Source organism: Allobosea sp. LjRoot237, assembly GCF_964253285.1.
Classification (GTDB): Bacteria; Pseudomonadota; Alphaproteobacteria; order Rhizobiales; family Beijerinckiaceae; genus Allobosea.
Genome location: NZ_CAXUQP020000002.1, coordinates 55,654 through 81,038 on the forward strand (window position 1 = coordinate 55,654; position 25,385 = coordinate 81,038).

Annotated in this window: 20 protein-coding genes and 1 riboswitch; of the genes, 6 read left to right on the forward strand and 14 right to left on the reverse strand. The window is 66.0% G+C overall.

What is annotated here, in order from left to right; genetic code table 11:
* The first annotated feature begins 96 nt into the window (after positions 1-96).
* Genes ACSQ24_RS27870 through ACSQ24_RS27880 form a run of 3 tightly spaced genes read left to right on the forward strand, consistent with a single transcriptional unit; the run spans position 97 to position 5,975 of the window.
* Entirely contained in the window at positions 97-2,745 is a 2,649-nt protein-coding gene (locus tag ACSQ24_RS27870) for a calcium-binding protein (protein WP_436098035.1), read from the forward strand.
* A gap of 30 nt (positions 2,746-2,775) precedes the next feature.
* Positions 2,776-4,608: a type I secretion system permease/ATPase gene (locus ACSQ24_RS27875; RefSeq protein ID WP_436098036.1), complete on the forward strand. Its 1,833-nt coding sequence runs from the start codon at positions 2,776-2,778 to the stop codon at positions 4,606-4,608.
* Positions 4,609-4,622: 14 nt separating this feature from the next.
* Entirely contained in the window at positions 4,623-5,975 is a 1,353-nt protein-coding gene (locus tag ACSQ24_RS27880) for an HlyD family type I secretion periplasmic adaptor subunit (RefSeq protein WP_436098037.1), read from the forward strand.
* Between the two features lie 199 nt (positions 5,976-6,174).
* Here ACSQ24_RS27880 and ACSQ24_RS27885 read toward each other — a convergent pair whose 3' ends face one another.
* The 3 genes from ACSQ24_RS27885 to ACSQ24_RS27895 all read right to left on the reverse strand — a co-directional run bounded on the left by ACSQ24_RS27885 (position 6,175) and on the right by ACSQ24_RS27895 (position 11,099).
* Complete coding sequence (locus ACSQ24_RS27885) at positions 6,175-8,256, reverse strand: hypothetical protein (RefSeq protein WP_436098038.1); 2,082 nt, start codon at positions 8,254-8,256, stop codon at positions 6,175-6,177.
* A gap of 114 nt (positions 8,257-8,370) precedes the next feature.
* Entirely contained in the window at positions 8,371-9,450 is a 1,080-nt protein-coding gene (locus tag ACSQ24_RS27890; RefSeq protein WP_436098039.1) for a phosphatase PAP2 family protein, read from the reverse strand.
* A 53-nt stretch (positions 9,451-9,503) separates the two neighbouring features.
* The gene (locus tag ACSQ24_RS27895; protein WP_436098040.1) at positions 9,504-11,099 is read right to left on the reverse strand and encodes a hypothetical protein; all 1,596 of its coding nucleotides are present in this window, start codon (positions 11,097-11,099) and stop codon (positions 9,504-9,506) included.
* 196 nt (positions 11,100-11,295) lie between these two features.
* Here ACSQ24_RS27895 and ACSQ24_RS27900 point away from each other — a divergent pair, with 196 nt between their 5' ends.
* The 3 genes from ACSQ24_RS27900 (at position 11,296) to ACSQ24_RS27910 (ending at position 12,057) form a co-directional block, all read left to right on the forward strand.
* Positions 11,296-11,508, forward strand: coding sequence for a hypothetical protein (locus ACSQ24_RS27900; protein WP_436098041.1), 213 nt, complete (start codon positions 11,296-11,298; stop codon positions 11,506-11,508).
* A gap of 88 nt (positions 11,509-11,596) precedes the next feature.
* Positions 11,597-11,944, forward strand: coding sequence for an ATP-binding cassette domain-containing protein (locus ACSQ24_RS27905; protein WP_436098042.1), 348 nt, complete (start codon positions 11,597-11,599; stop codon positions 11,942-11,944).
* Positions 11,935-12,057, forward strand: coding sequence for a hypothetical protein (locus tag ACSQ24_RS27910; protein ID WP_436098043.1), 123 nt, complete (start codon positions 11,935-11,937; stop codon positions 12,055-12,057). Before ACSQ24_RS27905 ends, ACSQ24_RS27910 begins: the two co-directional genes overlap by 10 nt.
* A gap of 313 nt (positions 12,058-12,370) precedes the next feature.
* Here the strand turns inward: ACSQ24_RS27910 and mobF are convergent, their stop codons facing one another.
* The 11 genes from mobF to ACSQ24_RS27965 all read right to left on the reverse strand — a co-directional run bounded on the left by mobF (position 12,371) and on the right by ACSQ24_RS27965 (position 25,313).
* The gene (gene mobF / locus ACSQ24_RS27915) at positions 12,371-13,414 is read right to left on the reverse strand and encodes a MobF family relaxase (protein ID WP_436098044.1); all 1,044 of its coding nucleotides are present in this window, start codon (positions 13,412-13,414) and stop codon (positions 12,371-12,373) included.
* Positions 13,415-13,962: 548 nt separating this feature from the next.
* Entirely contained in the window at positions 13,963-14,619 is a 657-nt protein-coding gene (locus ACSQ24_RS27920) for a class I SAM-dependent methyltransferase (RefSeq protein WP_436098045.1), read from the reverse strand.
* Positions 14,616-15,395: an ABC transporter ATP-binding protein gene (locus ACSQ24_RS27925; RefSeq protein ID WP_436098046.1), complete on the reverse strand. Its 780-nt coding sequence runs from the start codon at positions 15,393-15,395 to the stop codon at positions 14,616-14,618. The genes ACSQ24_RS27920 and ACSQ24_RS27925 overlap by 4 nt, the downstream gene beginning before the upstream one ends.
* Complete coding sequence (locus ACSQ24_RS27930; protein ID WP_436098047.1) at positions 15,392-16,435, reverse strand: FecCD family ABC transporter permease; 1,044 nt, start codon at positions 16,433-16,435, stop codon at positions 15,392-15,394. The genes ACSQ24_RS27925 and ACSQ24_RS27930 overlap by 4 nt, the downstream gene beginning before the upstream one ends.
* The gene (locus ACSQ24_RS27935; RefSeq protein WP_436098190.1) at positions 16,432-17,448 is read right to left on the reverse strand and encodes an ABC transporter substrate-binding protein; all 1,017 of its coding nucleotides are present in this window, start codon (positions 17,446-17,448) and stop codon (positions 16,432-16,434) included. Before ACSQ24_RS27935 ends, ACSQ24_RS27930 begins: the two co-directional genes overlap by 4 nt.
* Before the next feature lie 223 nt (positions 17,449-17,671).
* Positions 17,672-17,981, reverse strand: a riboswitch (cobalamin riboswitch).
* Between the two features lie 29 nt (positions 17,982-18,010).
* A complete protein-coding gene (locus tag ACSQ24_RS27940) occupies positions 18,011-19,189 on the reverse strand; it encodes a mandelate racemase/muconate lactonizing enzyme family protein (protein WP_436098048.1) in 1,179 nt (392 codons plus the stop codon).
* A gap of 11 nt (positions 19,190-19,200) precedes the next feature.
* Entirely contained in the window at positions 19,201-20,688 is a 1,488-nt protein-coding gene (locus ACSQ24_RS27945) for a M81 family metallopeptidase (RefSeq protein WP_436098049.1), read from the reverse strand.
* Between the two features lie 16 nt (positions 20,689-20,704).
* Positions 20,705-21,556 carry an ABC transporter permease gene (locus ACSQ24_RS27950; RefSeq protein WP_436098050.1) on the reverse strand — a complete coding sequence of 284 codons (852 nt, stop codon included), beginning with the start codon at positions 21,554-21,556 and terminating at the stop codon, positions 20,705-20,707.
* Complete coding sequence (locus ACSQ24_RS27955) at positions 21,553-22,497, reverse strand: ABC transporter permease (RefSeq protein ID WP_436098051.1); 945 nt, start codon at positions 22,495-22,497, stop codon at positions 21,553-21,555. Before ACSQ24_RS27955 ends, ACSQ24_RS27950 begins: the two co-directional genes overlap by 4 nt.
* Positions 22,498-22,701: 204 nt before the next feature.
* Positions 22,702-24,240, reverse strand: coding sequence for an ABC transporter substrate-binding protein (locus ACSQ24_RS27960; protein WP_436098052.1), 1,539 nt, complete (start codon positions 24,238-24,240; stop codon positions 22,702-22,704).
* A 41-nt stretch (positions 24,241-24,281) separates the two neighbouring features.
* The gene (locus ACSQ24_RS27965; RefSeq protein WP_436098053.1) at positions 24,282-25,313 is read right to left on the reverse strand and encodes a succinylglutamate desuccinylase/aspartoacylase family protein; all 1,032 of its coding nucleotides are present in this window, start codon (positions 25,311-25,313) and stop codon (positions 24,282-24,284) included.
* Positions 25,314-25,385 lie beyond the last annotated feature (72 nt).

The window sequence follows — 25,385 nt, forward strand, 5'->3', positions numbered from 1 at the left end:
CTCGCAGCAGCACCTCGGCGCTCGGGCTTAGCCGGAGCGTCCTTCATCCGGAGCCCGCTGGTCGGTTCCGCGCGACGCCCACAAGGAGTATGACCGATGGCGACGATCAAGCGTATCCTGACCAACGCGCGTGACAGTTTCAGCCTGACGCAGTCGGGCTCCTTCGCGATCTATGGCTTGCAGGGCGACGATTCGATTTCCGTTTCACTTCGCGCGCGCGACAGCGATCCCGACTTCTTCTACGGCGGCGACGGCAACGACATTCTCAGCGGCGGCCGCGCCAATGACCGTCTCGCGGGCGGTGCCGGAAACGACCGCCTCGACGGCGGCGATGGCGACGACATCCTCGACGGTGATGCCGACGACGCCAATCAGGACAACGTCCTCGATCCGGCAACGCTGAACGACGATGTCGGCGGCGATGACATCCTCGACGGCGGCATGGGCAATGATCTCGTCTTCGGCCGCGGCGGGAACGATATCCTGTCGGGCGGCCTGGGCAACGATTCCCTATTTGGCGGCGGTGGCCTGGATCGCCTCTCCGGTGGCATGGGCAATGACCATCTCGACGGCGGCGCCGGCAACGACACGCTGATCGGATCCTTCGGCAACGATAGTCTCCGCGGTGGCGAGGGCGATGATGTCCTCGAAGCCGGCATGGACAATGACGTTCTGTTCGGGGATGCGGGCGCCGACACCATGCTGGGCGGCCTCGGCATCGACACCGCCGACTATTCCGCTTCCGCCGGCGGCGTGTCGGTACGTCTGTCGAGCGCGATTGCCGGCGTCGGCGCCGATGCGCAGGGCGACATCCTGAGGGAGGTCGAGAACCTGATCGGCTCGGCCTTCGCCGACACTCTGATCGGTGACGCCGAGAACAACACGTTGCGCGGCGGCGCGGGCGCCGACATCCTTGATGGCGGGGCCGGCATCGACACGACCGACTATTCCACCTCCGACCGCGCTGTCCTCGTGCAACTGCGACAGGACGGCCTGGTCCAGGCCGCATCCTTCAACGGCCAGCCGAACGGCGCGGCAGGTGGTGATCTCATCGGCAATGTCGAAAACGTCGTCGGTAGTGACTTCAACGACATCATCGTGGCGGATGTCGTTATCGCCGGCCGTCCGAACATCGCCACTGCGAACCGGCTCGATGGTGGCGCCGGCAACGACACGCTCGACGGCGGTGCCGGCGACGACATCTTGGTCGGTGGAACCGGCGCTGACGTGCTCTTCGGCAATGCCGGCGCCGATACGGCGGATTATTCGGCCTCGAGCGCAGGCGTCAATCTGGTGCTCAATGCTTCGACCGTGGTCAGCCCGGCGCTGGCTATCGTGAGCAACGGCGGTGATGCACAGGGCGATCGGCTACTGCTGATCGAGAATGTCGTCGGCACCGCGAGTGTCGACACGATCCTCGGCAACGACGCCGCTAACGTCATCGCCGGCGGCGCCGGCGCCGACATCATCAACGGCGGCGCTGGCAGCGACACCGCCGACTACCGCACCTCCAGCGATCCCGTCATCGTCAACCTCAATCTGCTGACGCAGGTGGGAGCCGACGCGCAGGGAGATCAGCTCACTAGTATCGAGAACGTTTTCGGCTCGAACAGTGCCGATACACTCATCGGCAATGCAGCCGACAATCTGTTCCGCACGGGCGGCGGCTCGGACGTGGTCGACGGCGGCGTCAACGCGGCGGCGGGCGATACGCTCGACTACAGCGAATCCACGGCGGGCGTCATCGTCACCTTGAGCGCGACAGGCGAGACGGTCGGATCGGGCGGCCATGCGCAAGGTGACCGGATCCGCGGCATCGAAAACCTGCTCGGCTCGAACTTGAACGATACCCTGACCGGCAGTGACGCCAACAACGTCCTGCGCGGCGCGGCCGGCGCCGACATCATCGACGGCGGCCTCGGCGTCGACACCGCGGACTTCTCGACCTCGACGGCCGGCGTGACCGTGCTGCTCGGCAGCACGGTCACCAGCGGCCATGCGACCGGCGACGTGCTCACGAATATCGAGAACCTGTTCGGCTCGGGCTTCAACGATCGCCTCGGCGGGGACGCCGGCGCGAACCTCCTGGTCGGAGGAGCTGGCAACGACACGGCTGATTATTCCAATGCAACAGGACCGGTCCAGCTCGCTATTCGGCCTGATGGCACCGTCAGCCAGGGCGGACCGGGCGCCGTGGGAGACCGGCTCGCGAGCATCGAGAATCTCGTCGGCAGCGGGTTCGACGATGTCCTGATCGGCGATGTCGCGATCCCCGGCGCACCCGTCGCCGCGACCGACAACGTGCTCGAAGGCCGAGGAGGCAACGATCAGATCCGCGGTGGCGGCGGCAATGACACGCTGCTGGGCGGCGCCGGGAACGATCGTCTCTTCGGCGAGGCGGGGAACGATGTGCTCGACGGCGGCGACGGCTTCATCGATGCGCTGAGCGGCGGCGCCGGTGCCGACGAGTTCCGCAACAGTGCGGGCGTCGACTACATTTTCGGCTACGAGGCGGGCGAAATCGTCCGGATCTCCAGCCTCGGTGATGCCTCGGCTGTGATCACGCTCGTCGATCTGGCTGCGCTCGGACTCGGCACGGGTACCGACTATGCGCTCACATTGAGCGGTTCTGCCCAGACGACCTACGTGCTGCTCGGAACCGTCGACCCGCTCGCCGCGCAGACCGCCGCCGACACGATCTTCGCCAGCGGCGCCATCATCGTTGATCCGGCCATGCTCGCCTGATCCCGACATGTCTGCTCGAGGAGATTGCTGGTGTTTTCGAGAGCTCCTTATCAATGGCGCAAGACCGATCTCGATCGAGCGCTCGGGTCGAGCCGCGCCGCCTTCGGCGGGCTCGCTTTGTTGAGCGTCGCGATCAACCTCCTGATGCTGGCCTCGCCGATCTTCACGATGCAGATCTACGATAGGGTGCTGACCACCGGCCATGTCGATACATTGATCATGCTGACTGGCGCGGCCCTGGCGGCCCTGCTGATTCTCGGCATCCTCGATGCCCTGCGCAGTATCATCGGCGTGCGCCTCTCGAACTGGCTGGCCGGCTGCCTCGGCCCGCTCTATCTCGCGGGAAGCGTCAGGGCGCGGCTCACAGGCGACACGGCCGGCGCTCAGCCTCTGCGCGACATCGGCCAGATCCAGAGCTTCGTCACCTCGCAAGGTCTTATCGCCTTCCTCGATATGCCCTGGGTCCCAGTCTTCTGTGCAATGATCTGGGTGCTGCATCCGGCGCTCGGGCTGCTTGCCGTTGGCTCCGCGCTCCTGCTGGCAGCGCTCGCGGTGGTGAACGACCTATTGACGAGGAATGCCACACGGACGGCGAGCGTCGCGCAGATCGCCTCGCACGGTTTCGCCGAGACTGTCATTCGCAACGCTGAGGTTGTGCGCGGCATGGGCATGATGCCGGCCTTGGAGCAACGCTGGCGCAAGCAGAACGACGACGTTCTGGGCGGCCTCGGCAGCGTCGGCGAGCGCAGCGGCGTACTGCTCGGCCTCGTCAAGTTCTTTCGCTTCGGTGTGCAGATCGTGATCCTGGCGGTAGGCGCCTGGTTCGTCGTCAGGGGTGAGCTGACCGGGGGCACGATGATGGCTGCCTCGATCCTGTTGGGCCGCGCACTTGCTCCGGTGGAACAGGGCACCGGGGCTTGGCGCGCCTTCGTGAACGCGTGGTTGGCCTATCAGCGCCTGCAGGCGCGTGCGCGCTCGCAGCCGCCGGAGCTCGACCGGATCCGCCTCCCCAAGGTCGAGGGCCGCGTCAGCCTTGCTGACGTCACCCTGACCGTGCCCGGTATCCGCGAGCCGATTTTGCGGGGCGTCAACCTGTCATTCAATCCCGGCGAGGCGGTTGCGGTCATTGGTCCGTCCGCATCGGGAAAGAGCAGCCTCTGCCGGCTTCTCGTCGGCATTCAAGCGCCGACGGCAGGAACGGTCCGCATCGACGGCTCGGATTTGCGCCATTGGGACCAGACGCAGCTCGGTTCGGTGCTGGGCTATCTGCCGCAGGAGGTTGAGCTGTTCTCTGCGACCGTGAGCGAGAACATCGCCCGCATGGAGCCGCAGATCGACCAGAACAAGGTGATGGAGGCGGCGACGCTCTCGCGGGCGCACACGATGATCCAGCAGTTCCCGAACGGCTATGAGACGCAGATCGGCGAAGGCGGCGCGCGGCTCTCCGGCGGGCAGCGCCAACGCCTTGGGCTCGCTCGGGCGGTCTACGGCAATCCAGCTCTCGTCGTTCTCGACGAGCCGAACGCCAATCTCGACCAGGCCGGCGAGGCCGCACTGGCGGCCGCCGTGAAGGACCTCAAGGAGCGCGGCGCAGCGCTCGTGATCGTCGGCCACCGTCCTTCAACTCTGGCCGAGGCCGACCGGATCCTCGTCCTGAAAGAAGGGCGCGTGGTTCTGTTCGGGCCGCGCGACGAGATCCTGAAATCGCTGCGCACGAACGCGCTTTCGGCGGTGCGCGACGAGGACGAGCCCCTGCCGGCTACCGAGGCCGACGACAAGCCCGATTCGCTGCGGGAACGGCTCGATCGGCTGTCGCCCCAGCCGCGGCTGGGGCGCGAGTTCGGGACCGAAGCCGGCGCATGAAAGGTGTGAGGGACATGACCAAGGCTCTTGCGGTCGCGACCATACCCGTCGACGTTCGTCCGGCCGTTGACGGATCGGCCCTTCGGGACAACTTGCGCGGCCCGATGCGCGTCGGCGGCGCCGTCATCGCCATCTTCCTGGTCGGCCTTGGAATCTGGGGGGCACTGGTCCCCTTGGCCGGGGGCGCGGTGGCGCCCGGTATCGTCAGTCCCGACGGCAGCAAGCGCACCGTGCAACATCTCGAAGGCGGCATCGTCGAAAAGATCTACGTGCGCGAAGGCGATCAGGTCGTGGCCGGGCAACCGATGGTCGATCTCGCGAGCCTGCAGTCGCGCGCGGCCTATGAGGCTTTCCTCGGCCAGTACCGCAGCATGCTTGCCAGTCAGGCCCGGCTCCTCGCCGAGCAAGCCGGGGCGGCGGAGATCGGATTTCCGGACGAACTCGCCGGCGAGCCGGGCGACACCGCCCTGAAAGCTGTGCTGGACGGCCAGCGCGAACTCTTCCGCACCCGTCGGGAGGCGCACGTCTCGCGCCAGAAGGTTCTGCGTCAGCGGATCGAGCAGCAGACCGAGCAGATCAAGGCCCTCCAGGCCCAAGTCAATAGCACCCGCTCGCAGGCAGCCCTCATCCGGGACGAACTCGAAGGCAAGCAGGCGCTCTTCGCCAAGGGCATGCTCACCAAGCCGGAACTGCGCCGTCTTGAGCGCGCATCGGCCGAGATCGGCGGTCGTCACGGCGAGGCCCTGGCGACGATCGCGAAAGTCAAGGAGCAGATCGGCGAGACGCAGCTTCAGATCGTCTCGCTCGGCGCCGATCGGGCCGATGAGATCGCCGGCAAGCTCACCGAGGTGCGGGCAGAACTGACGACCCTGCGCGAGAAGCTTGTGGCCAGCCGCGACGTGCTGAAGCGGACCGTGGTGACGGCGCCGCTCGACGGCAGCGTCGTGAATCTGCGGGCCAAGACGGTGGGCGGGGTGATCCGGGGCGGCGAGGTCATTCTCGATCTCGTCCCGGCCAACGAGACGCTCCTGATCGACGCGCGCATCGCACCGACCGATGTCGATGTCGTTCATCCCGGTCTCGAGGCGCAGGTGAAATTCCCCGCCTTCAGCGCGCGCAGCCTGCCGGTGATCAGGAGCGTCGTGCGGACGGTCTCGGCCGACCGGATGACGGATGAACGCACCAATCTTCCCTATTTCCTGGCTCGAATCGAGGTCGAGCGGAGCGAGCTCGAGAAGCTCCCGAACGTGCAGCTCGTTGCCGGCATGCCAGCCGAGGTGCTGATCGTGACGAGCAACCGCACGATGTGGGCCTATCTGCTGCAGCCGCTGCTGGATGTCATGTGGCGCGGCATGCGCGAGGTGTGAACAGCAACGGCCTTGTGTGGCAAGGACCGAAGCATCGGCCTTCGCGTCATCAACTCAGTTGGATGGGCGCGGGGCCAAAGCAAACGGTCGAAGCAAAAAGATCCATCATGCGAGGCGGGCGGCCGGCGGGACACGCAATCGAAGTGCCGAAAGCCGAGGCCGGTCCTGTCACACGAACCGCTGGTCCTGTCTGCCGCTCTCAGCTTTCCCGTGGCCCGTGTCCGGGTCGCCGCTCCGCCAGCAGCCCATTGCCAAGACGCGCCTGACGATGCCTCTCGTCATGATGCGGGATGGCGATGTCGTCGGCTGGCCGCCAGCGCGCACCCAACAGGTCTGCGAGCCCGCCCTGCGAGTGGCGCGAGCCGCCCGCGCGCAGATAATGCGCGGCGATGGCGCGGGCGACCTGGGGCGAGGCCGTGCTCGTCCCCTGCATCCGGAACACGCTGCCGGAGAGGACGCCGGCGCCGAGAATGCCCGGCAAGGCGGGATTGAGCTCGGAAGGTGCGCAGCAATCTACACGCGCCTTGCTCCCTTCGCTGGTTTCGCCAGCTGAGCTGTACTCGGCCGGACGCCCCGTCGACACGACATAGCCGCCGACGACCGTCACCGCGTCATGCGTCGCGATGCCGTTGACGGTTCCGAAACGCTGGATGAAGGCGTCAGGTTCGTCCAGGTCCTGCGGCGCCGTTTTACAGGCTGGCTCGTCGAGATAGCTCTGGCGGGCGCCGTTGGCATAGCCGAACGGGTTGATGTCCCGCTGAATGCGGCAGGCGATCGGGCCCTTGGCGAGGACGGCCGCCAACTCGCTCAGCTCGACGCTCCATCGTCCGGAGCATGCATAGCTGCGCGAGGGGAACTCGCGGGCGGTCGGCGCGAGCGCGACCACGATCCGCCAGTGCCGCGTCGGGCCGCCATTGCCGATGCGCTCGATGCTGACCTGCCCAAAAGGGGCCGCCGATGCGTCCCCAACGAGGTCGATATGCCGCGTGCCATCGGCCGCGGCAAGGCGCCGTTCGACGATCATGGCGCCGGCCGGATCGTGTAGCGTAAAGTTCACTCCGGTGGGATCGGCGCCCGGCGGCAGCCAAATCTCCAGATAGTTCGAGGTGCGGTCGACCGGCTGAACCCGCCAGGGAATAGCGAAGCCCTGTGCGGGATTGGAGCCGCGCGCCGCCAGCATTTCGGCCGAGATCACACCTAGCAGGCTGTTCTCGAAATCGTTGCCGGCCGGCATGACGAGATGGGTCGGCGCCTTCAGCTTGCGCTGCGAGACGAGCACGCGGATCGCGCGCTCGAGCTGGTCGCTGCCGTCATGCGGCCCGCCGCTGAAACCGTAGCTGAGGTTGATCACCAGCGGTAGCTCGGCGACGCCATGCCGCCTGGCCAGGCGCTCAGCGCGGTCAAAGATGTATTGCAGCGCGGCGAGGATGAAGAATCCCCTGCCGAACGCGGTCGTATCGAGCGTCACCGGCGCCGGAAGCTGTACGGCGATGATCGCGGCGTCGTCGAGATCGTCCCCGGCCTTACCGTTGCCCTTGTGTCGATAACCGGCAGCCGCGTCGAGGACATGGGAGCCATGGGTCATGGCGCCGAGCGTCGTGTCGCCCGCGAAAGCGCCACGCTCATGACCGACGCGCCGATAGAGGCCCACCTCGTCGGCGCCCGAGGCTGCGATCAATTCGTCGATGTCGTGTCCCAGCAATTCGTGCCCGAACAGCACCGTGCGGCCGGCCTCCTCGGGCGCGACGGGCGCCCCCTGGAGCCAGCAGAAAGCAATGCGTGTGCGACCGTCGCGATCGCGGAAGTTCCGATGTGCGAAAGGCAGGCCATCATCGATCACGGCGACGATCGCCTTCGGCCGACGTCCTGGGGCCGCGCCCTTCAGGCGCTTGTCGATCCGGTTCGGTGCGAAGTCGGCATCGACCCGGCTCTCCAGCACGGGGGCGCCTAGGCGCAATTCAGCCGTGTCCGAGAACTGGCGTGCAGCTTCCGCGATATCATCGAGAGGGTGAAGGCTCGCATTGCCGCTCGCCGCCGGAAGCCGCAGCAGCAGCGGCAGGTGCATGGCCCCTGCCTCCGGCTTGTAGTCGTGCCAGAGCGTCGGCACCAGCACATCCGGCGTGCCGGCGAGCTTGCCCGGGTCGGTCAGGGACAGCGTCGCCAACGCCCCTATCAGCGGGCTCGCAGCGCCTGCCGCATCGGCGAAGACATGAGCGCGCCCCGCGCCGAAAGCCCAGCGCGCATAGGCCTCCGGCTCGAAATCGTTCGGCCGCACATACATGATGCCGGTCCTTCTCGATCAATTCCGGCAGAAGCATGGAGTGGCTCTGCTGGAACTGCGTTGAAAGCAAAGGGTTGGAGCCTATCCGGCGAGCCGGGCTTCGCCGGATAGGCCCTAGGACAGCTGGAATTCGTCGAGAGACTTCCGCCAGAGCCAAGCGAAGAGCGGGCTCTGGTTCGGGCCCTCGATGGGGGTGGGCGCTCGCGTCAGTTTTGCGCAACTGCGAGCATCGCCCGGCCAGAGGTCCGGGCGGAAGGCCGCGACCGAGAAATCGAGATTGGTCGCTTCGAAAACCGCCGGATGAAGCGCTGCGGCAATGCCGCATTTGCGCAGGATCAGTCGACCCACGGCCTCGCCGATGGTGGCGCCGGCCCAGCTGTCGATCGGGTAATGGACGCCGGCGATCACCCGGTTCTCGGCGATGCGCTCGGCCAGCTTGAAGGTGAGCAGGCGCAATGCGTTGCCGTGCGAAAAGTGATGCGTGGTCGCGATCGCCTGAAGCAGTCCCTCGATGACCGTCGCCACCGCGAAGGCCTCGGCGGCATGGGCGCTCGGATAGGTCGGATGGGCGGGTGTCTGGATCATCGGCATGACCGGAGCGATCTGATCGGGCCGCCGGCACGCCAGATGAAATTTGGCGCCCATGGCGACGTGCGCGGTCAACACCTGGGTCGCCGCGATCAATTCGAAGGTAAATGGGTTTCGCGCGGAGGTGAGCCCGAGGATACTGGTGAAATAGCCAGTCGGGAAGCCGAGCTGCGACAAGATCTCGGTGCTGCGCTCAGGGCGCAGATCCATATAGTCGCGCACGAGCGCGATCTGCTCGCGGAACAGCGCGATCGACGGCCGGACCAGCTCGACGATCTTGGTGCCGACGAGCTCCAGGCTGGCAGAGCCGGACGCAGCAGTCGAACTGGTCCAGCCCAGATCCTTCAGGAAGTCGGAGAGATAGAGCGAGGCCCTGACCCAGGGTGCGCAGGTGGAAAGGTTCCGCGCGGCGTCCATCTGAAGATTGGCCGGTATCGTGCTCGACGATTCGAAGGAATCGGCGATGTGAAGAAGCGCTTCGCTCGTGTCGATCACTCCAACCACTGTCGCCGGGTCGATGAGCTCGGTCGGGACGAATGATCCTAGCCCTGTCGCGCCAAGCCCACCCATACCACCCATACCACCCATGCCGCCCATGCCGCCCATGCCAAGACCCTCCAAAATCACCCTGCTGCGAGATGTCGGTTCACTCGCTTCCGTTAAGGAACTCCGGCAGCGCGAAGTGCCACGACAGCGCGGCGGCCGATTTCGAATTCCGCCGACGGGTGGGTGCGGCGGTACGATTCCACGGTGAAGCTCGGCATCCGCTGCATCAATTCGCGCGCCGCCTTAGCGGCCTCAGTGCCACGGCCGAGATAATGCAGAGCGATGATCTTCGTCCGCAGTGTCGACGTGTGTCGGTCGTTGATCGCGAAGGAGCGATCGACCAGCTCGATCGCCTGTTCGTAGTCACCAGTTGCCAAATATGCGGTCGCCGTCAGGGAGTCGTAGTAGTAGCCGAAGGGGTCCAGCGGCGAGAGCCGCCGTGCCCGTTCCGTCGCAACGACCGCCTGGTCGCCTTCGTCGTGAAATGCGTGCAGAACGCCACGGAACAGCCAGGCCAGCGAGCAGCTTGGGCTCTTCTCGATCGCAAGATCATAGCGCGTGGCCGCAAGGTCGTGTCGCCGCAGCAGGTTGTTTTGTGCAAAGCCGTCGATCGTCAGGCAAAAGGCGTCGTCCGGTTCGAGGTCGAGAGCGCGCGAGGTGCTATCGATTGCGAGGCTGGTTTCCTGATCCGGATCCGTGCTGTAGCCGTTGAAGACACTCAGCACATACCATTTGCCGAGCCAGGCATGGCTCTCGGCCGCATAGGGCGCCCGCCGCAGCGCCTCTTCGAGCAGCGAGCGCGCCAATGCGAACTCGTGCAGCGTCCGACGGTGCATCAGGGTCACGCCGGCGATCAAGAGCCGGTGGCTGTCGATCCGTGTCGGATCGGACTGGCGGGCATGTCGGACGGCGTCCTCGGCAATTGAGCTCGCGACATGCGACAGGATCGTCTGGATCACCTCGCCGGCGCGCTCGGTGAAGTTGTCGGCGGGCAGACAATATTCTTCCGTCCAGAGGATCTGGCTCGACGTCGTGTCGATGAGGTCGGCGTCCAGCACGACCCTGGCGCCCTCGCGTCTGAGACTGCCCATCACGCAAAAGTCGGCGCGCAGCTTGGTGCGCACCGCGGCGATGTCGATCGTCTGCCGGACGAGCTCCCGTCCTGACAGATGCGAGATCACCGCGAGCAGGCGCGAGCGGCTCAGCGAGCGGCAGATCTGCTCGGCGAACCAGTCGCCGAGCGTGACGTCGATCGGGTCGCCGCCCAGTGCGGAGAAAGGTAGCACCGCGACGACAGGCTGGACCGGTGCACGAAGCACCAGCGAGCTGCCATAGAGCGCGCCGAGCTGGTCCGGGTTGGTTCGGATGCCATCGACCCAGGAGACGAAGCCCTTCTCGCGGATGTCGATGCCGTCGAGAAAAAGCCCGTCTCCGGTACGGCCGTCGAAGCGGACCTTGCGCAGATCCAGGGTGATGTCGGCATGGGTGGCGTCGATCAGCTCGGCGAAATCCTCGCCCATGATATGCTTGATATCGGACAGCGCCCTCCGGAGGCTCTGTCGGCCAGTGTCGAAGCAATGCGTTCCCCAAAGCGTCGTCTGCAGGAAGTTACGCGTCCGTCGCCCGAGCGGGGCGGTGGCCAGCAGCGCAAAGATCGCACGGTGCTTCGCGCCCGTGATCGCATAACGTCCATCTTGGACCGACTGCACGATGCAGGGTCCAAAAAGCGATATCTTGAGAAGCGCTTGAGCCATCGTGTCACAGCTCTCCCCAGCGAGGCCGTACCGTCGAAAGGATAATCCCATCGAATGCGAGCGGCACCAAGCGACTTCACGCTTTTTTCACGCTCGGGTCCTTGCGGCATGTGACTACTATACTTGCAGGCGGCTTTGGACCGGACTGTGCATGACTCCTTCAGATGAAACCCCGATAAAGCGTCGCGCACCGCGCCGCCCGCGTGCGCCGAAAGACGTGCTGGATTTCCATCTGCGCTGGCGCGATTTTAGGCGCTTTGCCAAAACCACAGCGAACCGTCCCGAGCTCCCCGAGGAGGAGCGGGCGGTCCTGCGCTGGCTTATCGAACTCGCCGATCGCATCGGCGCGCGCGATCTGCGCTGAGCCGGGCTGCCCCAGCGCCGAGGCCTGCTCGCCCTTGCGAGATCGGCGCCCTGGAAGATCGTCATCATCGGCGTGACTACCGGCTCACTTGCTTGTCCTCGACAAGGTCGAGAAGCGCTATGGCGATTTCGTCACGCACGAACCGACCGATCTGACAATCGAGCCCGGTGAATTCATCACGCTGCTTGGCCCCTCCGGCTCCGGCAAGACGAAGATCCTGATGAGCATCGCCGGCTTCGTCGCCCCGAGCGGTAAGCGCCTTCTGCTCGACGGTCGCGACGTGACCGCGCTGCCGCCCGAGCGGCGCAATTTCGGCGTGGTCTTCCAGGGGCATGCGTTATTTCCGCATCTGGCCGTCTATAACAATGTCGCCTTCCCGCTGAGGGCGCGCGGCATCATCGGCGAGCCTTGGCGATCCCGGCGAGCTTGCGGCTGACGCCGGCCCATGCCGCGACCAGCGAGATCGTCGTCGTCAACTGGGGCGGCGACGCCGTGCTGGCCTATGACGCGATCTGGGCTCAGCCCTTCAACGCTAAACCGCACGCTTGAAGGCGCCGTGGCGCGTGTGGGTTTTCCCGTTCTTCGGTTCGACCGGCTGCCTGCATTACGTTGGTTTCGCCCTTCCCAAGTTCGTCGGCGAGGTTCGCCTGATGTCTATGCGGCCTGCGGGACCGGCTCGCGATAGGTCGCGTCGGTTGGTCATGATCGCCCAGGCCATGCGGGTGGTCTCGTTGGCCAAGGCCGCGCACGCGACCATCATCGTTCGCAGGGCCAGCAATTGCACGCCGACTGAAGACACTCGAGGGCGAGAACGCCCGCCTCTCCGCCAAACTGGATCACCCGAAAGCGGACCTCCTAGATGTCAGGAATGGACCAAGAGTAGCCGCCGCATGATGTCTGACACGCGCCAGAGTCGGATGCTCGCAATGCCGTGGGCGCATTCGACGACCTGCCGCTCGATGGCAACCATATCGGGCGTCGAATAGAGCGGCCGGCCGAGCGCATCCTGAGCGATCTCGAGAAACGCCTCCTGATGCAGCAGTTGATCAGCTTCGTGGGCAGCACGTTCAGCAGGAAGCCCAGTCCCGACGAGGCAGGCGGCGACGGCGCGTAGGAGCTCGCGTCGCTCAATGACGCTCTGGGACTGCGTCAGCAGTTCCGGCAGTTCATCCAGCCTTTGCTGCAAGGCCAGTTCGGCTGCGCGCCGATCGTGACCGATCGGCGGAGCCCGTAGCGCATCGACAAAACCAGCGACGTCGAGGCCGATCGCCTGCGCAGCATCGATCCACGTGCTTTGCGCCGCGCTCGTGTCGGAGGCAATCTTGCTGCTCCGCGTCTGCCGGGTAATGGCTGCGGCAAGGCTTGGAGCCGACGGGCTGTCGGCGCCGAGCTTTGCCAGCTCTGCTTCGATTTCCTGGCGTCGCGCCGAAAAATACTGGATTGCGTGGTCAGTGACGCCGGCGATCTCGAAGGTGCCATTTTTGCCAATACGATCGACCGCAAAGCCGAGATTCTGCACCTCAGCGGCCAGCGCAGCATGATAAACGGCGCCGGCCGTCATCTTGTGATCGCGCAGAATCTTCGAGTGAAGCCCCCCGAGCGTACCATCCGCTCGGGTTGCGAGATTCATGATGACGCAATGGGTGTGCAGGTTCGGATCGGCGAAGACGCGGCCGTCGGCATGCTGAGCCGGTCGGCTCTCACAGTGCTGAAAACAGGCGGCGGTGAGCGGCACGGCTTCAATGGTCGCGCCACCTTTGCCGCGGCGGCCCCAAGTGGCCTCAGCTGCAAGCATATCGAGCGTCGCCCGGACAGCTGCCGCCTGAGCCCTCGATGCGCTTCTTGGTCTCGTCCGGCGCCAGCGCCCAGGCGTTGCGTCCGTGTAGCGCTGATACGCCTCCAGCACCGAAGCTCGCGCCGCCGCGAGCCGGCCCCGGCGGGGTGGGTGCTTTGCGACCCGAATCTGGTCGAACAGCTCGGCGATGTTGAGAAGCGGGGCGGCCGGTGATCGCTGGCTTTGAGGAGCTCAATCGTCGCAGATAAAGAGGATCTTGTTTCTCGAGCATTGCTCTCGCCAGCGTTAGGCGCTCTTGAATATTGGCCCGGCGCGCTTCCTCCACGTGTTCCAGGTGTCTTTCTGCCTCCCAAAGGCCACCCATCTTCGGAAATTGCGCGGTCTCGGAGATGGCGGATTCGACGGTGAAGGGAAGTGAAAATTATATAGCTATTTCAAATATATAGGTGTTCGCATTTTTATCCTGAATGGCGCGCCGTTACCTAGCTCGGTTTAGAGCACAGTGTTTCCAGGACATTGCCGGACCAAATGCAACCGAAGCCTAGTGGCTCCCGGTTGCAATGCTGTTCCTGGTTCTGATGGCTTCGCTCTCCTCGCCCTTTCGCCCATCTCGCCCTGGGGAGAGGGGAGCATCCGGCATTCGAGGATCGCGGGTAGCTTCAGCCTTTTCGCGCCGTCAGCACGAACATCGGCACATCACTGGGATAGGGCGATGCTGGAAAGAGGTGCTGCCAGCTCCGCGCCGGCCCGAAACCGGCCTCGCTCAGCATCGTCCGCGCCTCGTCCTCGGTCAGCCCGTCATGGCGCGGCAGGCTGGCCGCGAGGCTGTCGGGATAGGTCGAGCGATATTGCGCCGCGACCGACCAGAGCCCGTCCGAGACGAGCACCAGGCCACCCGGGCGCAGGAGCAAATGCGCCTTGCGCAGGGCTGCCATCGGATCGGGAAGCGTCCAAAGCACATTGCGCAATGTCACGATGTCGGCGGACACCGCCGCGAACGTCGCCTCCTCGATCAGAGCCTGTTCGAAGGTGACCTCGAGCCCGGACGCCTCGGCGGCCTGCCGGGCCGCGGCGAGCATGCCCGCCGAGCCATCGCAGGCGCGCACGCGATGCCCTAGCGAGGCGGCGATGAGCGCACAGGCGCCAGTGCCAGTGCCGAGATCGACGACATCCTTCGCACCTTGCGTCTCGAACGCAGCCGCAAGCACGTCGCGCCAGAGCGAAGCCTGCGCGACATGGGAGGCAACGCCGTCGAAAGCCGGCGCGCGCCGGGTCCAGTAGTCGGAAACCTGGGCCTGTGCCTCAGCTGCTTTCATGACTGCCTCCGCTCCGTCTCGATCAGGTATTCGATGTGCCGGCGCCCAGATGCCCCCGTCCGGATCGAGACCGCGACACCGAAGATGCGCTGGATCGCTTCAGCCGTGAGGACTTCGTCCGGCGGCCCCGCCGCTTGCAGCCGCCCCTCATGCAGCAGCGCGATTTCGTCGCAGAACATGGCGGCGAGGTTGAGATCGTGCAGCGCCATGATGCAGGTGATGCCGAGGCGACGGACCAGCCCCAGGATCGAGAGCTGATGCTGGATGTCGAGATGGTTGGTCGGCTCGTCCAGGATGAGCTCGCTCGGTTCCTGTGCCAACGCCCGCGCAATATGGACCCGCTGGCGCTCGCCGCCCGAGAGCGTGTGCCAGAACTGGTCGTGCCGCTCCGTGAGCCCGACCCTTGCCAGCGCCTCGTTCACCGCCGCCTCGTCGGCGTCGTTCCATGATGCGAGCGCGGCGCGATGCGGCGTGCGGCCGAGGCGGACCACGTCGCAGACGGAAAGCTGGATCTCGGTCGTCGCCTGCTGTTCGACGAAGGCGAGGCGGCGGGCGAGCTCGCGTCGCGCCACGGCGGCAATGTCGCGTCCATCCAGCATGACGACGCCGCTCGCGACATTGCGCAGCCGGCAGAGCAGCCGCAGCAGGCTCGATTTGCCGGAACCATTGGGGCCGATCAGGCCGAGCACTCGTCCGGGAGCCGCCTGCAGCGTCACCCCGTCGACGATCATCCGGCCGCCGGCGGCCCAGCGCAGCTCGCGGGTCGCGAGCGTCATGACGGCCGCCTCGCACGATAGAGGATCACGGCGAAGACCGGAGCGCCGAACAGCGCCGTCACCACGCCGATCGGCAGGATCTGCTGCGGGATCAGGATTCGGGACAGGATGTCGGCAAGGATCATGAAGATCGCGCCGATGACGAGGCAGGCCGGCAGCAAACGCGCATGGCCCGAGCCGACGAGGAAGCGGGCGGCATGGGGAATGATCAGCCCGACGAAGCCGACCGTGCCGACGATGCTGACCATGACCGCGGTCATCACCGCTGTCGTCGCGAGCAGCACGACCTTTACCCTAGTGACCGCGACGCCGAGCGAGGCCGCGGCATCGACCCCGAAGGCGAAAGCATCGAGCACCTTGGCGTGCAGCATGCAGATCGCAAAGCCGATGAAGGCGACCGGGGCCGCGATCCAGAGATCCGGCCAGCGCACGCCGCCGAAATTTCCCAAGAGCCAGAACATCACGCCGCGCGCCTGCTCGGCGCTGGCCAATGTCGTGACGATCGTCGCAGTCGCTGCGTTGAAGAGCTGCGAGGTGGCGACGCCCGCTAGGATGACGCGATCGCTCGCCCCGCCCGCGCCCGTCGCCAGCAGCGCAACGACAGCGAGCGCGGCGCAGGAGCCGATGAAGGCGCCGGCCGAGACCGTCAGCGCCGTGCCGCCGATGCCGACGCCGAGGATCAGCACCGCGACGGCGCCGGTCGAGGCGCCGGCCGAGATGCCCAGCACATAAGGTTCCGCCAGCGGATTGCGCAGCAGCGCCTGCAGGATCGCGCCCGAAAGCGCCAGAGCCCCACCGCATAAGCCCGCCATCAGCGCCCGGCTCAGGCGATAATCGAAGATCACGCCCTGCTGGATCGCGCTGACCGGGAAATCGAGGTCGAACAGCCCGTTGCCGAGCGCCCGCAGCGCCGTCTCCAGCGGGATGCGCATCTCGCCGATCGTCACCGCCAGCGCCACCGAGACGGTGAGCGCCAGCAGGGACGCCAGCGCGATGGCGATTCGCGCCGGCCAGTTGGGGCCGTAGACGGCGTGGCTCAAGGAGAAAGGCCGAAGCCGGCGATTGCCTTGGCGAGTGTCTCGATGCCATCGACCGTGTCGAGACCGGCGCGGGTCGCACCGACATCCATAATGACGACGCGGCTGTTCTTCACCGCATCGAGCTTGCTGGCGACGGGATCGGTCTTCAGGAAGTCGAGCTTCTTCTCGATATCGTCAGCCGGAAAGCGGCGGCGCTCCATCTTCACCGTGACGATTACAGCGGGGTTGGCGGCGGCGATGCTCTCCCAGCCGACCAGCGGCCATTCCTCATTGGTGCTGATGATGTTGCGGGCGCCGAGCTTCGACAGGATATAGGCGGGCACGCCGTTCTTGCCGGCCATGAAGCCGTCGCCCTTGATGTCCTTGCTGGAGAACCAGACCACGACCGGCACGTCCTTGGCCTTGACGTTCGCCACCGCCTGGACCGCCTTCTCCTCGCGCGCCTTGAGCTCGGCCACGAGTTTATCGGCCCGATCGGCAACGTCGAAGATCTGCCCGAACTCGCGGATGTTGCGATAGACCAGCTCCATCGTGAACATCTGCGTCCGCACACCGTCGCCGGCGCCGGAATTGTCCTTGCCGACACAATCGGTCGGCGAGACATAGGTCGGCACCTTCACCTTGGCGAACTGGTCGCGCTTGCCGACGATGCCGTTGGGTCCGACATGCCACTCGAACATCGCAGTGACGAGATCGGGCTCCTGCGCCAGCACCGCCTCGAAGCTCGGATCATTGTCGGCGAGACGCTTCACCTTGGCGTTGACCGCCTCATAGGGCTTGGCGACGGGCGAGAACCAGACTGCGGTGCCGACGACACGGTCGCCGAGACCGAGCGCGTAGAGAATCTCCGCCTGCGTCTGGCCGATCGCGACGACGCGCTTGGGCGGCGCGGCGAAGGTCACGCTCTCGCGACAGTTCTCCAGCGTCAGCGGATACTGCGTCGGCGCGGCAGAGGCTGCGCCCACAAGTAGGGTGCCGAGGAGTGCCGCGGCCGGCAATCGAAGACAGCGAATGGTCGGCACAGGAGCAACCTTAGATGTAACAATGTTGCATCCCTGATAGGATTGGCTGCACGCAGCCGTCAAGCTCTGCGCGGTCGCGCGCATGGCGGTCGTCATGAACATGGGCTTCATCGCTCCCCGAGATGACGGATGGGAGCTGCGCAGGGGATGTGGACAGATGGCGGTCTCGGACGACCGCCACCGATGCACACCTCCGGGACACCCCGCCCGAAAGACGTCTTCAACGATCGGGGCAGGTCTCCTGGCTCGCGGGTCGACGCTGACTCCGCCCGGCCTTCCCGGCGCGCTAGGCGCCAGTGGACGATGGACGGAGGGCTCGCCGCTTACAGTTGCGGGGGCAGCCTCGGCTTTGGCCACAGATCGCCATGTGTCCTATCGGACGCAGAATGGCGATCTATCTCTTTGTCGAGGCATCGGATTCACCCGAAAAGTGGATTCCACTTTTCGGTCCGATGCCCAGCGCCTCACCGAATTCCCTCTTAGCTCCGGAAGCAACCCGGAGAACCTCGATCGCGCCCACCCTATAAGGCGGCGCTACATCGTCAAGCACCGTTCAGAGGCTAGGCGTGCTATAGAGCCGCTTGCCTTGGACCGAGATCTCGACCTCCTGAAGGTAGCTTTTCAGCGCTGTCGTCGCGACCTCGATGCCGAGGCCCGGCGCATCCGGCGCCGCGACCTGCCCGTGAGCGTCGCGCTCCAGATGATTGGCGGAGATCGCCGTGGCGAGCGGCTTCGGCATCACCGGATATTCGCAGATCTCGTGATCGACGAGGCCGGCATAGGGTTGCAGCGAGGCCGAGAGGGCGAGATGCGAGGTGAAGGTGTGATTGACGAAAGTCACGCCCTTCACCACCGCATAATCGGCCACCGCCTTCGAGGGACCGATTCCGCCGATCCGGCCGCAATCGATCTGGACATAGCCGATGCCGCCATAGTCGATCAGCTGCTTGGCCATCGATTCATTGTGGGCGCCCTCGCCGCCAGCCAGACGTACTTTTGGGCTGCGCCTGGCGAGTGCGCCATAGGCGTCGAGCGCGCTGGCGTGAAAGGGTTCCTCGAACCAGAGGACCTCAGCCTTTTCCATTGCCGGCAAGCGGGCGGCCGCGCGTTCGACATCCTCGATGAAGATCTGGCCGGTATCGACCAGCAGGATCCCGTCCGCTCCCAGCCCCTCCCGCGCCGCGACAAAATGCTCGGCATCGGCCTCGACGCTGCCGCGGCCGATCGGCCCCCAGCCGAACTTGGCGGCGCGGAAACTCCGCTTCCTGGCATCGCGGGCGCGCTCGAGCGTCTCCTGCGCCGTGTCGCCGAACAGCACCGAGGCATAGGGCGTCTTGGGATGGCTCTGGCGATAGCCGAGCAGGCGCCAGACCGGCTCGGAACGCAATTTGCCGAGAATGTCCCACAATGCCATCTCGACGCCGGAGAAGGTATGCGGCGCCTGCAGCAGGTCCATCGAGTTGTAGGCGACCGCGGCAGCAATACGGGCGATGTCCTCGGGGCCCTCCAGCCTCTGGCCAAGGACGGAATCGGCGACGGGCCGGCAGACCCCGTGCGACATCGGGCAGATAAAAGCGGCGATCGACGGCAGCGGCGCCGCCTCGCATTCGCCCCAGCCGACATGGCCGCCGGCGGCGACCCGCACCAAGAGCGCGTCCTGGCTGCCATCGGCCTCGTCGGTGACGACGGGCATGGCGAGGTAGAAGAAGTCGACAGCCTCGATCCTGGGCACGGGCCTGGTCCTCACAGTTCGTAGATCGTCGCGCGCGGCGCGAAGGTGACGTTGTCGTCGAGCGGATAGACGGGACGGGCGCAGATGCGGTGCCCGAGACTCCGGAGGTTCGCCGAGGTCGCACCGGGCGCGTCGACGTTGAAATTGCGCGCGCACCACTGGTCGAACATGTGGAATTCGGTGTGCGGCGACTTCACCACGATCAGGTCGAAATCCTCCGGATCGAGCCCATTGGCGTAGTACATCGCCCGGTCGAACAGGCTGACCGAGCGGCTCATCACGACGACGGTGACGTTGTCGTAAGTCAGCACCGCGGTCGGGCCGGCCCGAAGCGGCGCCTTCATCGTCTCGAGCGAGGCTTCGCCGTCCGAGAGCAGCTTGACCGTTGCGGTCACCTGCAGCGGCGGGAACCGGGCCGGGTCGATCGAGCCGCCGAGCGTCAGCGAGAGGCTCGCTCCGACTCCCGCCGCATGCGCCGCGGCCGCAGCCGCCGCATCGACGATCTGCGCCAGCACCCGCTTGCGGTAGCCGGCCTCACGCAACGCCACGAGGATTGCGTTGCTGTCGCCCGACGCTCCCGAAGAGGTGGCGTCGGCGGCGTCGGTGAAGATCACTGGCCCGTCGATGCTGCGCGCCTGGGCGATGGCGCGACCCAGCGGCACGAGCTTGCCCTGCATGCGAAAGCGCAATGGCCAAAACTCCTGCGCCAGCTTTGTCGCTTCCCGCTCGGCGGTCGCCGGGTCGCCATCGGTCAGGATCAGGACCTGCGAACAGAGCTCCGGCACGTCGGTGAAGGGGTTACCGATCATGATGCCGGCCGCGAGCGCCCGCCCCTCTTCCTCAAGACGGCGGCATTCGGCGAGCAGTTCGCCATAGCAGCCTGTCTTGGTGATGAGCTCATCGCCCCGGACCAGCGCCGGAATGACGACGCGTGCCGCGACCGGCCTGACCCCGCCAGCCATCAGCTTCAGCAGCAGTTCGGCCGCGCGTCGGCCGGTGTCGGCGAAGTCGACATGCGGATAGGTCCAGTAGATCGCAAAGCCGTCGACCTGGCGCAGCATGCGGCCGGTCAGGATGCCGTGCAGGTCGAGCGAGATGACGATCGGCATCTCCGGCCCGACACGCTCGCGCAGCTTCTCCAGCAGATAGCCTTCCGGATCGAGCTCACCATCGGCACCCATCGCGCCATGCAGCGAGACATAGATGCCGTCGATGCCATCGAGTTTGGCGAAGATCGCCGCCAGGACCTCCTCGGAGAGCCTCTTCCAGCCTTCCGCCGAGAGCAGGCCGGCGCTGCCGGCGCGCGCGCAGATCGTCGGCACGATCTCAATGTCGGGCCGTGCCTCGAACACCGCGAGCGCGCCGCCGAGCTCCTGGTTCTGGCCGCGCTGCTCGTAGAGCTCCTCGCCGTTGCGGATCAGGAAGTTGTCGTAGTGCGACGGCAGCGGATTGAAGGATGAGATCTCCTGTTTGCAGTCGGCGATCAGGATGCGTTTCATCGCAGGCTCCGGCGGGTCAGAATTTCAGGCGGGGATCGAGCACGTCGCGCAGGCCGTCACCGAGCAGGTTGAGGCCGAGCACGCAGACGATGATGGCGAGGCCCGGAAACACCGTGATCCACGGCGCTTCGCGCATGAAATCGCGACCCTGGGCGATGATCGAGCCGAAGGACGCGGCCGGCGGCGGCGGCCCGGCGCCGACGAAGGACAGCGCCGCCTCGGCCAGCACCGCGATGGCGAAGACATAGGTCAACCGCACGATCAGCGGCCCGGCGGCATTGCGCAGCACATGCTTGAACAGGATGGTCATTTCGCCGGCGCCGATCGCACGCGCGGCCGAGACATAGTCCAGCTCGCGCTCCAGCAGCACCGAGGCGCGCACGATCCGGGCGGTGTGCGGCGTCGTGGCGATGGCGAGCGCGATCACGACATTGGTCAGCGACGCGCCAAGCACGGCCGAGACCACCATGGCGAGCACGATCGAGGGGAACGCCATCAGCGCGTCCATCACCCGCATGATCGGCTGGTCGAGGCGCGGGAAGAAGCCGGCGACCGCGCCGCTCAGCGTCCCCGCGATGCCGGCGAGGATGGCGGTGAGGGCACCGATGGCGAGCGAGATGCGAGCCCCGATCATCACGCGCGAGAGGATGTCGCGGCCGAAATGGTCGGTGCCGAACCAGTGGACGGCATCCGGCGCCACCAGCCGGGCGCGGACATTGCTGCGCAGCGGATCGAAGGGTGAGAGCAGGCCGGCGGCGAGCGCGACCAGCACCATGGCGAGGATCAGCACGCCGCCGATCATGAAGGAGCGGTGGCGCAGCAGGCGTCGCCACGCAGCGCGGCCGACAAGCGGTTCGCCCGCGCTCATGCCAGTCTCACCCGCGGATCGACGACGGCGTAGAGGACATCGACCACGAGATTGATCGAGAGATAGACGACCGCGAGGAACAGAAGCCCGCCCTGCAGCACCGGAAAATCGCGCGCGGCGATGGCGCCGACGATCAGGCGGCCGATCCCCGGGATCGAGAAGACCTGCTCGACGATGACGGCGCCGCCGAGCAACGCGCCGGAGACGATGCCGATCACGGTGAGAATCGGGATCAGGGCATTAGGTAAGGCATGCCGCAGCACGACCCGCAGCTTCGCGAGGCCTTTGGCGTCGGCGGTGCGGACATAATCCTGCCCGAGCGTGTCGAGCATCGAGGCGCGCGCCATCCGGGCGATGAAGCCGACCTGGACGAGGCCGAGCGTCAGTGCCGGCAGGATCATGCAGCGCAGCCACTCACTGGGCGATTGCGTGAAGGCTGTGAAGCCGCCGCTCGGCAGCCAGCCAAGCGAGACCGCGAAGACGAGGACCATCACCAGGCCGAGCCAGAAATCGGGAACCGACAATCCGAGCAGCGCCGCCGTCATCACCGCCTGGTCGGGCCAGCGGTTGTGGTTGACGGCGGCGACGAGGCCGGCGGTGACGCCGACCACGACCGCGAAGGCGAGCGCGAGCGCCGCCAGCGCCAGCGTCACCGGCAGGCGCTCGATCAGGGCTGCGCTGACCGAGCGGTTGAGCAGGATCGACTGGCCGAGATCGCCGCTCAGAATCCGCCCGTACCAGCCGATCATCTGCTGCGGCAGCGACAGGTCGAGCCCGAGCGCGCTGCGCAGCGTGGCGATCTGTGCCGGCGTCGCCGAGGCGTCGAGAAAGGCCGCCGCCGGATCGCCCGGCACCAGCCAGATCAGCGCAAAGGACATCAGCGACACCAGCGCGAGCACGACGAAGGCGCCCGCCAGGCGGCGGATCAGGAAGCTTCCCATGCCGCCCTTCCTTTGAGAGTTGGCTGATAACAGAGATAAACGCGCGTCATCCCGGGCGACCGGAGGGAGACCCGGGATCCATTCCTGAGCATTTCCGATGAAGGTTCGGGCATGGATCCCGGCTCTTCGCTACGCTCCGGCCGGGATGACTAGGCGTTCCTGGCAGTGGTCGACGTCCATGAGGTGGAGTTCAGCCGCTCGGGCTCACGGCTCGAGCCAGACGCCCCACATCCGGGGAATGCGGTAGGGCTTGAAGTTCTTGAGCTTCGCCGTCGAGGTCTGGAAGATCCCGTAATTGCCGGCCTTCATGGCGACGGCGGCATCGTACATGTGCTTCTGGAAGGCATCGTAGAGCGCCTTGCGCTTGCCCTCGTCCAGTTCGGCGTTGAACGCGGCCGCGATGCGGTCGATCTCCGGGTCCTTGGCCTGCTGCGAGAGCCCGTTCACCCAGGGCGCCATCACCGAGCCCGGCCCCTCATAGGGCTCGATGCCGAAGCCGTGGGTCCAGAAGGTCCAGTTCGTCGGCGTGAAGCCGATCTTGGAGACGGTCGGCCAGTCCGAGACGGCGATCTCGACCTCGATCCCGATCTCCTTGAGCTTCTGCTGCACCACTGTCGCGGTGTCGACATTGGCGCGCAGGTTGTCGACGATGAAGGTGACCTTGCCACCCTTGTAGGAGGATTTGCCGAGCAGCTCCTTGGCGAGCTTCAGGTCGGCCTTGTTGTATTTGTCGCTGCCGACAGTCGAGTGAAAGGCGGCGCCCGGATAAAGCCAGCTCGGGTCCATCTGGTAGATGTCGGCATAGGAGATCGCCATGATCTCCTCCATGTCGAGCGCCGCCTGCACGGCGAGACGGAAGTTGACGTCGTTGGCCGGCGGCTGCGCCTGGTTGAACTTGATCACCTGCAGGCCGAACGGCATCACCTTGTGGATGGTGAAGCGTGCGTCGCTGCCGAGCCGCTTCGCCGTCGACCCGTCGACGGTTTCGTTGAACTGGATCTGACCGGCCTCGAGCGCCGCCGTGCGCGCGCCCCCTTCCGGCATGAAGCGGAAGGTCACGCTGTCGAGGAAGGCTTCCTTCTTGCCGGCGAAGCCATCGCGGCCGGTGCCCTTGGGGTTGGGCGCATAGCCATCGAAGCGCGTCAGCTTGACGTGGCTGTCAGGCTTGTACTCGACGAACTTGTACGGACCGGTGCCGATGATCTCGATCTTGCCGGCTTCCTTGGCGGCCTCGCTCGCCGGATAGATCGCGATCGGCGCACGCGGCGACGAGAGATTGTCGAGGAAGGTCGACTGGGCCTGCTTCAGCGTGACCGTGACCTCATGCTCGCCGCTCGCCTTGACCGTATCGATCGCGGCGACGAGCGCGGGCGACGCGCCAATCTTGCGATAGCGCTCGAGCGAGGCGACGACGTCGGCGGCGTCGAGCTTCTTGCCGTTGTGGAAGGTCACGTCCTTGCGGATCGGGAAGACATAGCTCTTCCCATCCGGCGAGACGGTGACACCCTCGGCCAGCTCCGGCACCGGCTTGGCGTTCTCGTCGCGGGCATAGAGCGTCTCGAAGATATGCAGCGTGACGTTGCGCGATGCCTGCGCCGAGGTGATCTGGGCATCGAGCGAGGGCGGCGCCTGGCTGATGCCGATGACGACCTCGCCGCCTTTGCGCTGGGCCAGCGCTCCTTGAGCCCCTCCCAGGGCGATGGCCGCGATGACAGCTGCTTTGAGAATGAGGTGCTTTGCCATGTTCTTATCCCCTCCGGATTGATGGTCAGGCACGAAGACAGTCAGGCCGCGGCGCGTAGCGCGTCGTAATCCTCCATCAGCACGGCCACGGCATCGCCGCGCTGCACGCGGCCCGGCCCGGCCGACATCCACAGCACCCCGTCGCGGCGATAGCGCACCTCCAGCGGCGCGCGGTCGATGTCCTCGACGAAATGCAGATAGCCGGCGAGCTCGCCGGCGCGGCAGGCGTCGCCGACGACGTTGCGCGGCTCGAACAGCCCGCCCGCAGGAGCGAAGGAATAGCCGGCTGAATCCCGCACCATCATGTGGCGGGTGCCAGGAGAGCCGTCGCGCTGGCGCGTCTCCGGCTTGCCCTCCATCAGCCCGAAATGCTTGAGGATATTGGTCAGGGCCCGGTCGGCGATGCGCACGCCCTCGACATTGACCCGCCCCCAGCCGCCAAGCTCGGTGCCGAGCGAGAGGATGCCGCGCCGCTCGACCGAGGAGGTCAGCGTCGCGCCTTCGTCGACACCCCAGAACACGACATTGTAGGGCGCGCCGAAGGCCGCCGCCGCCGCCATGGTCCGCTCGCGCAGGGCGGTGTCGGCGACGTAGTGCATGTTGGTCGAGAGGGCGGAATCGCCCGAGTGACCCGCCGTATGAAGGTCGACGGAGATGTCGACCAGCGGCAGCAGCACCTCATCGACGAAATGCGCCAGCATCTCCGAGAAGGTGCCCTTCGGATTGCCCGGAAAGCAGCGGTTCATGTCGCGGTTGTCAACCGGCGAGAGCCGCGTGTCGTTCATCACCGCTGGGATGTTGAGCGCCGGGATCATGATGACGCGGCCCTGGACCCTGGCCGGATCGAGGCTGCGGGCGAGCCGCGAGATGGCGATCGGCCCCTCGTATTCGTCGCCGTGGACGCCTCCCGTGAACAGGATCGTCGGGCCACTGCCGTTCTTCACGCTGACGACCGGAATCTCGACGACGCCCCAGCCCGAGGTGTTGCGGGATAATGGCGCGCGCAGATAGCCGGCCTGACGGCCGCTCGCCTCGAAATCGATCTCGCAGCGAACCCGGCTTGTGGACGACATGCTGAGCCCCTTCTTGCTCTTGTTTTCGTATGATTGTATACGATCATACGATGTGTCAAGCGAGAGAGAGTT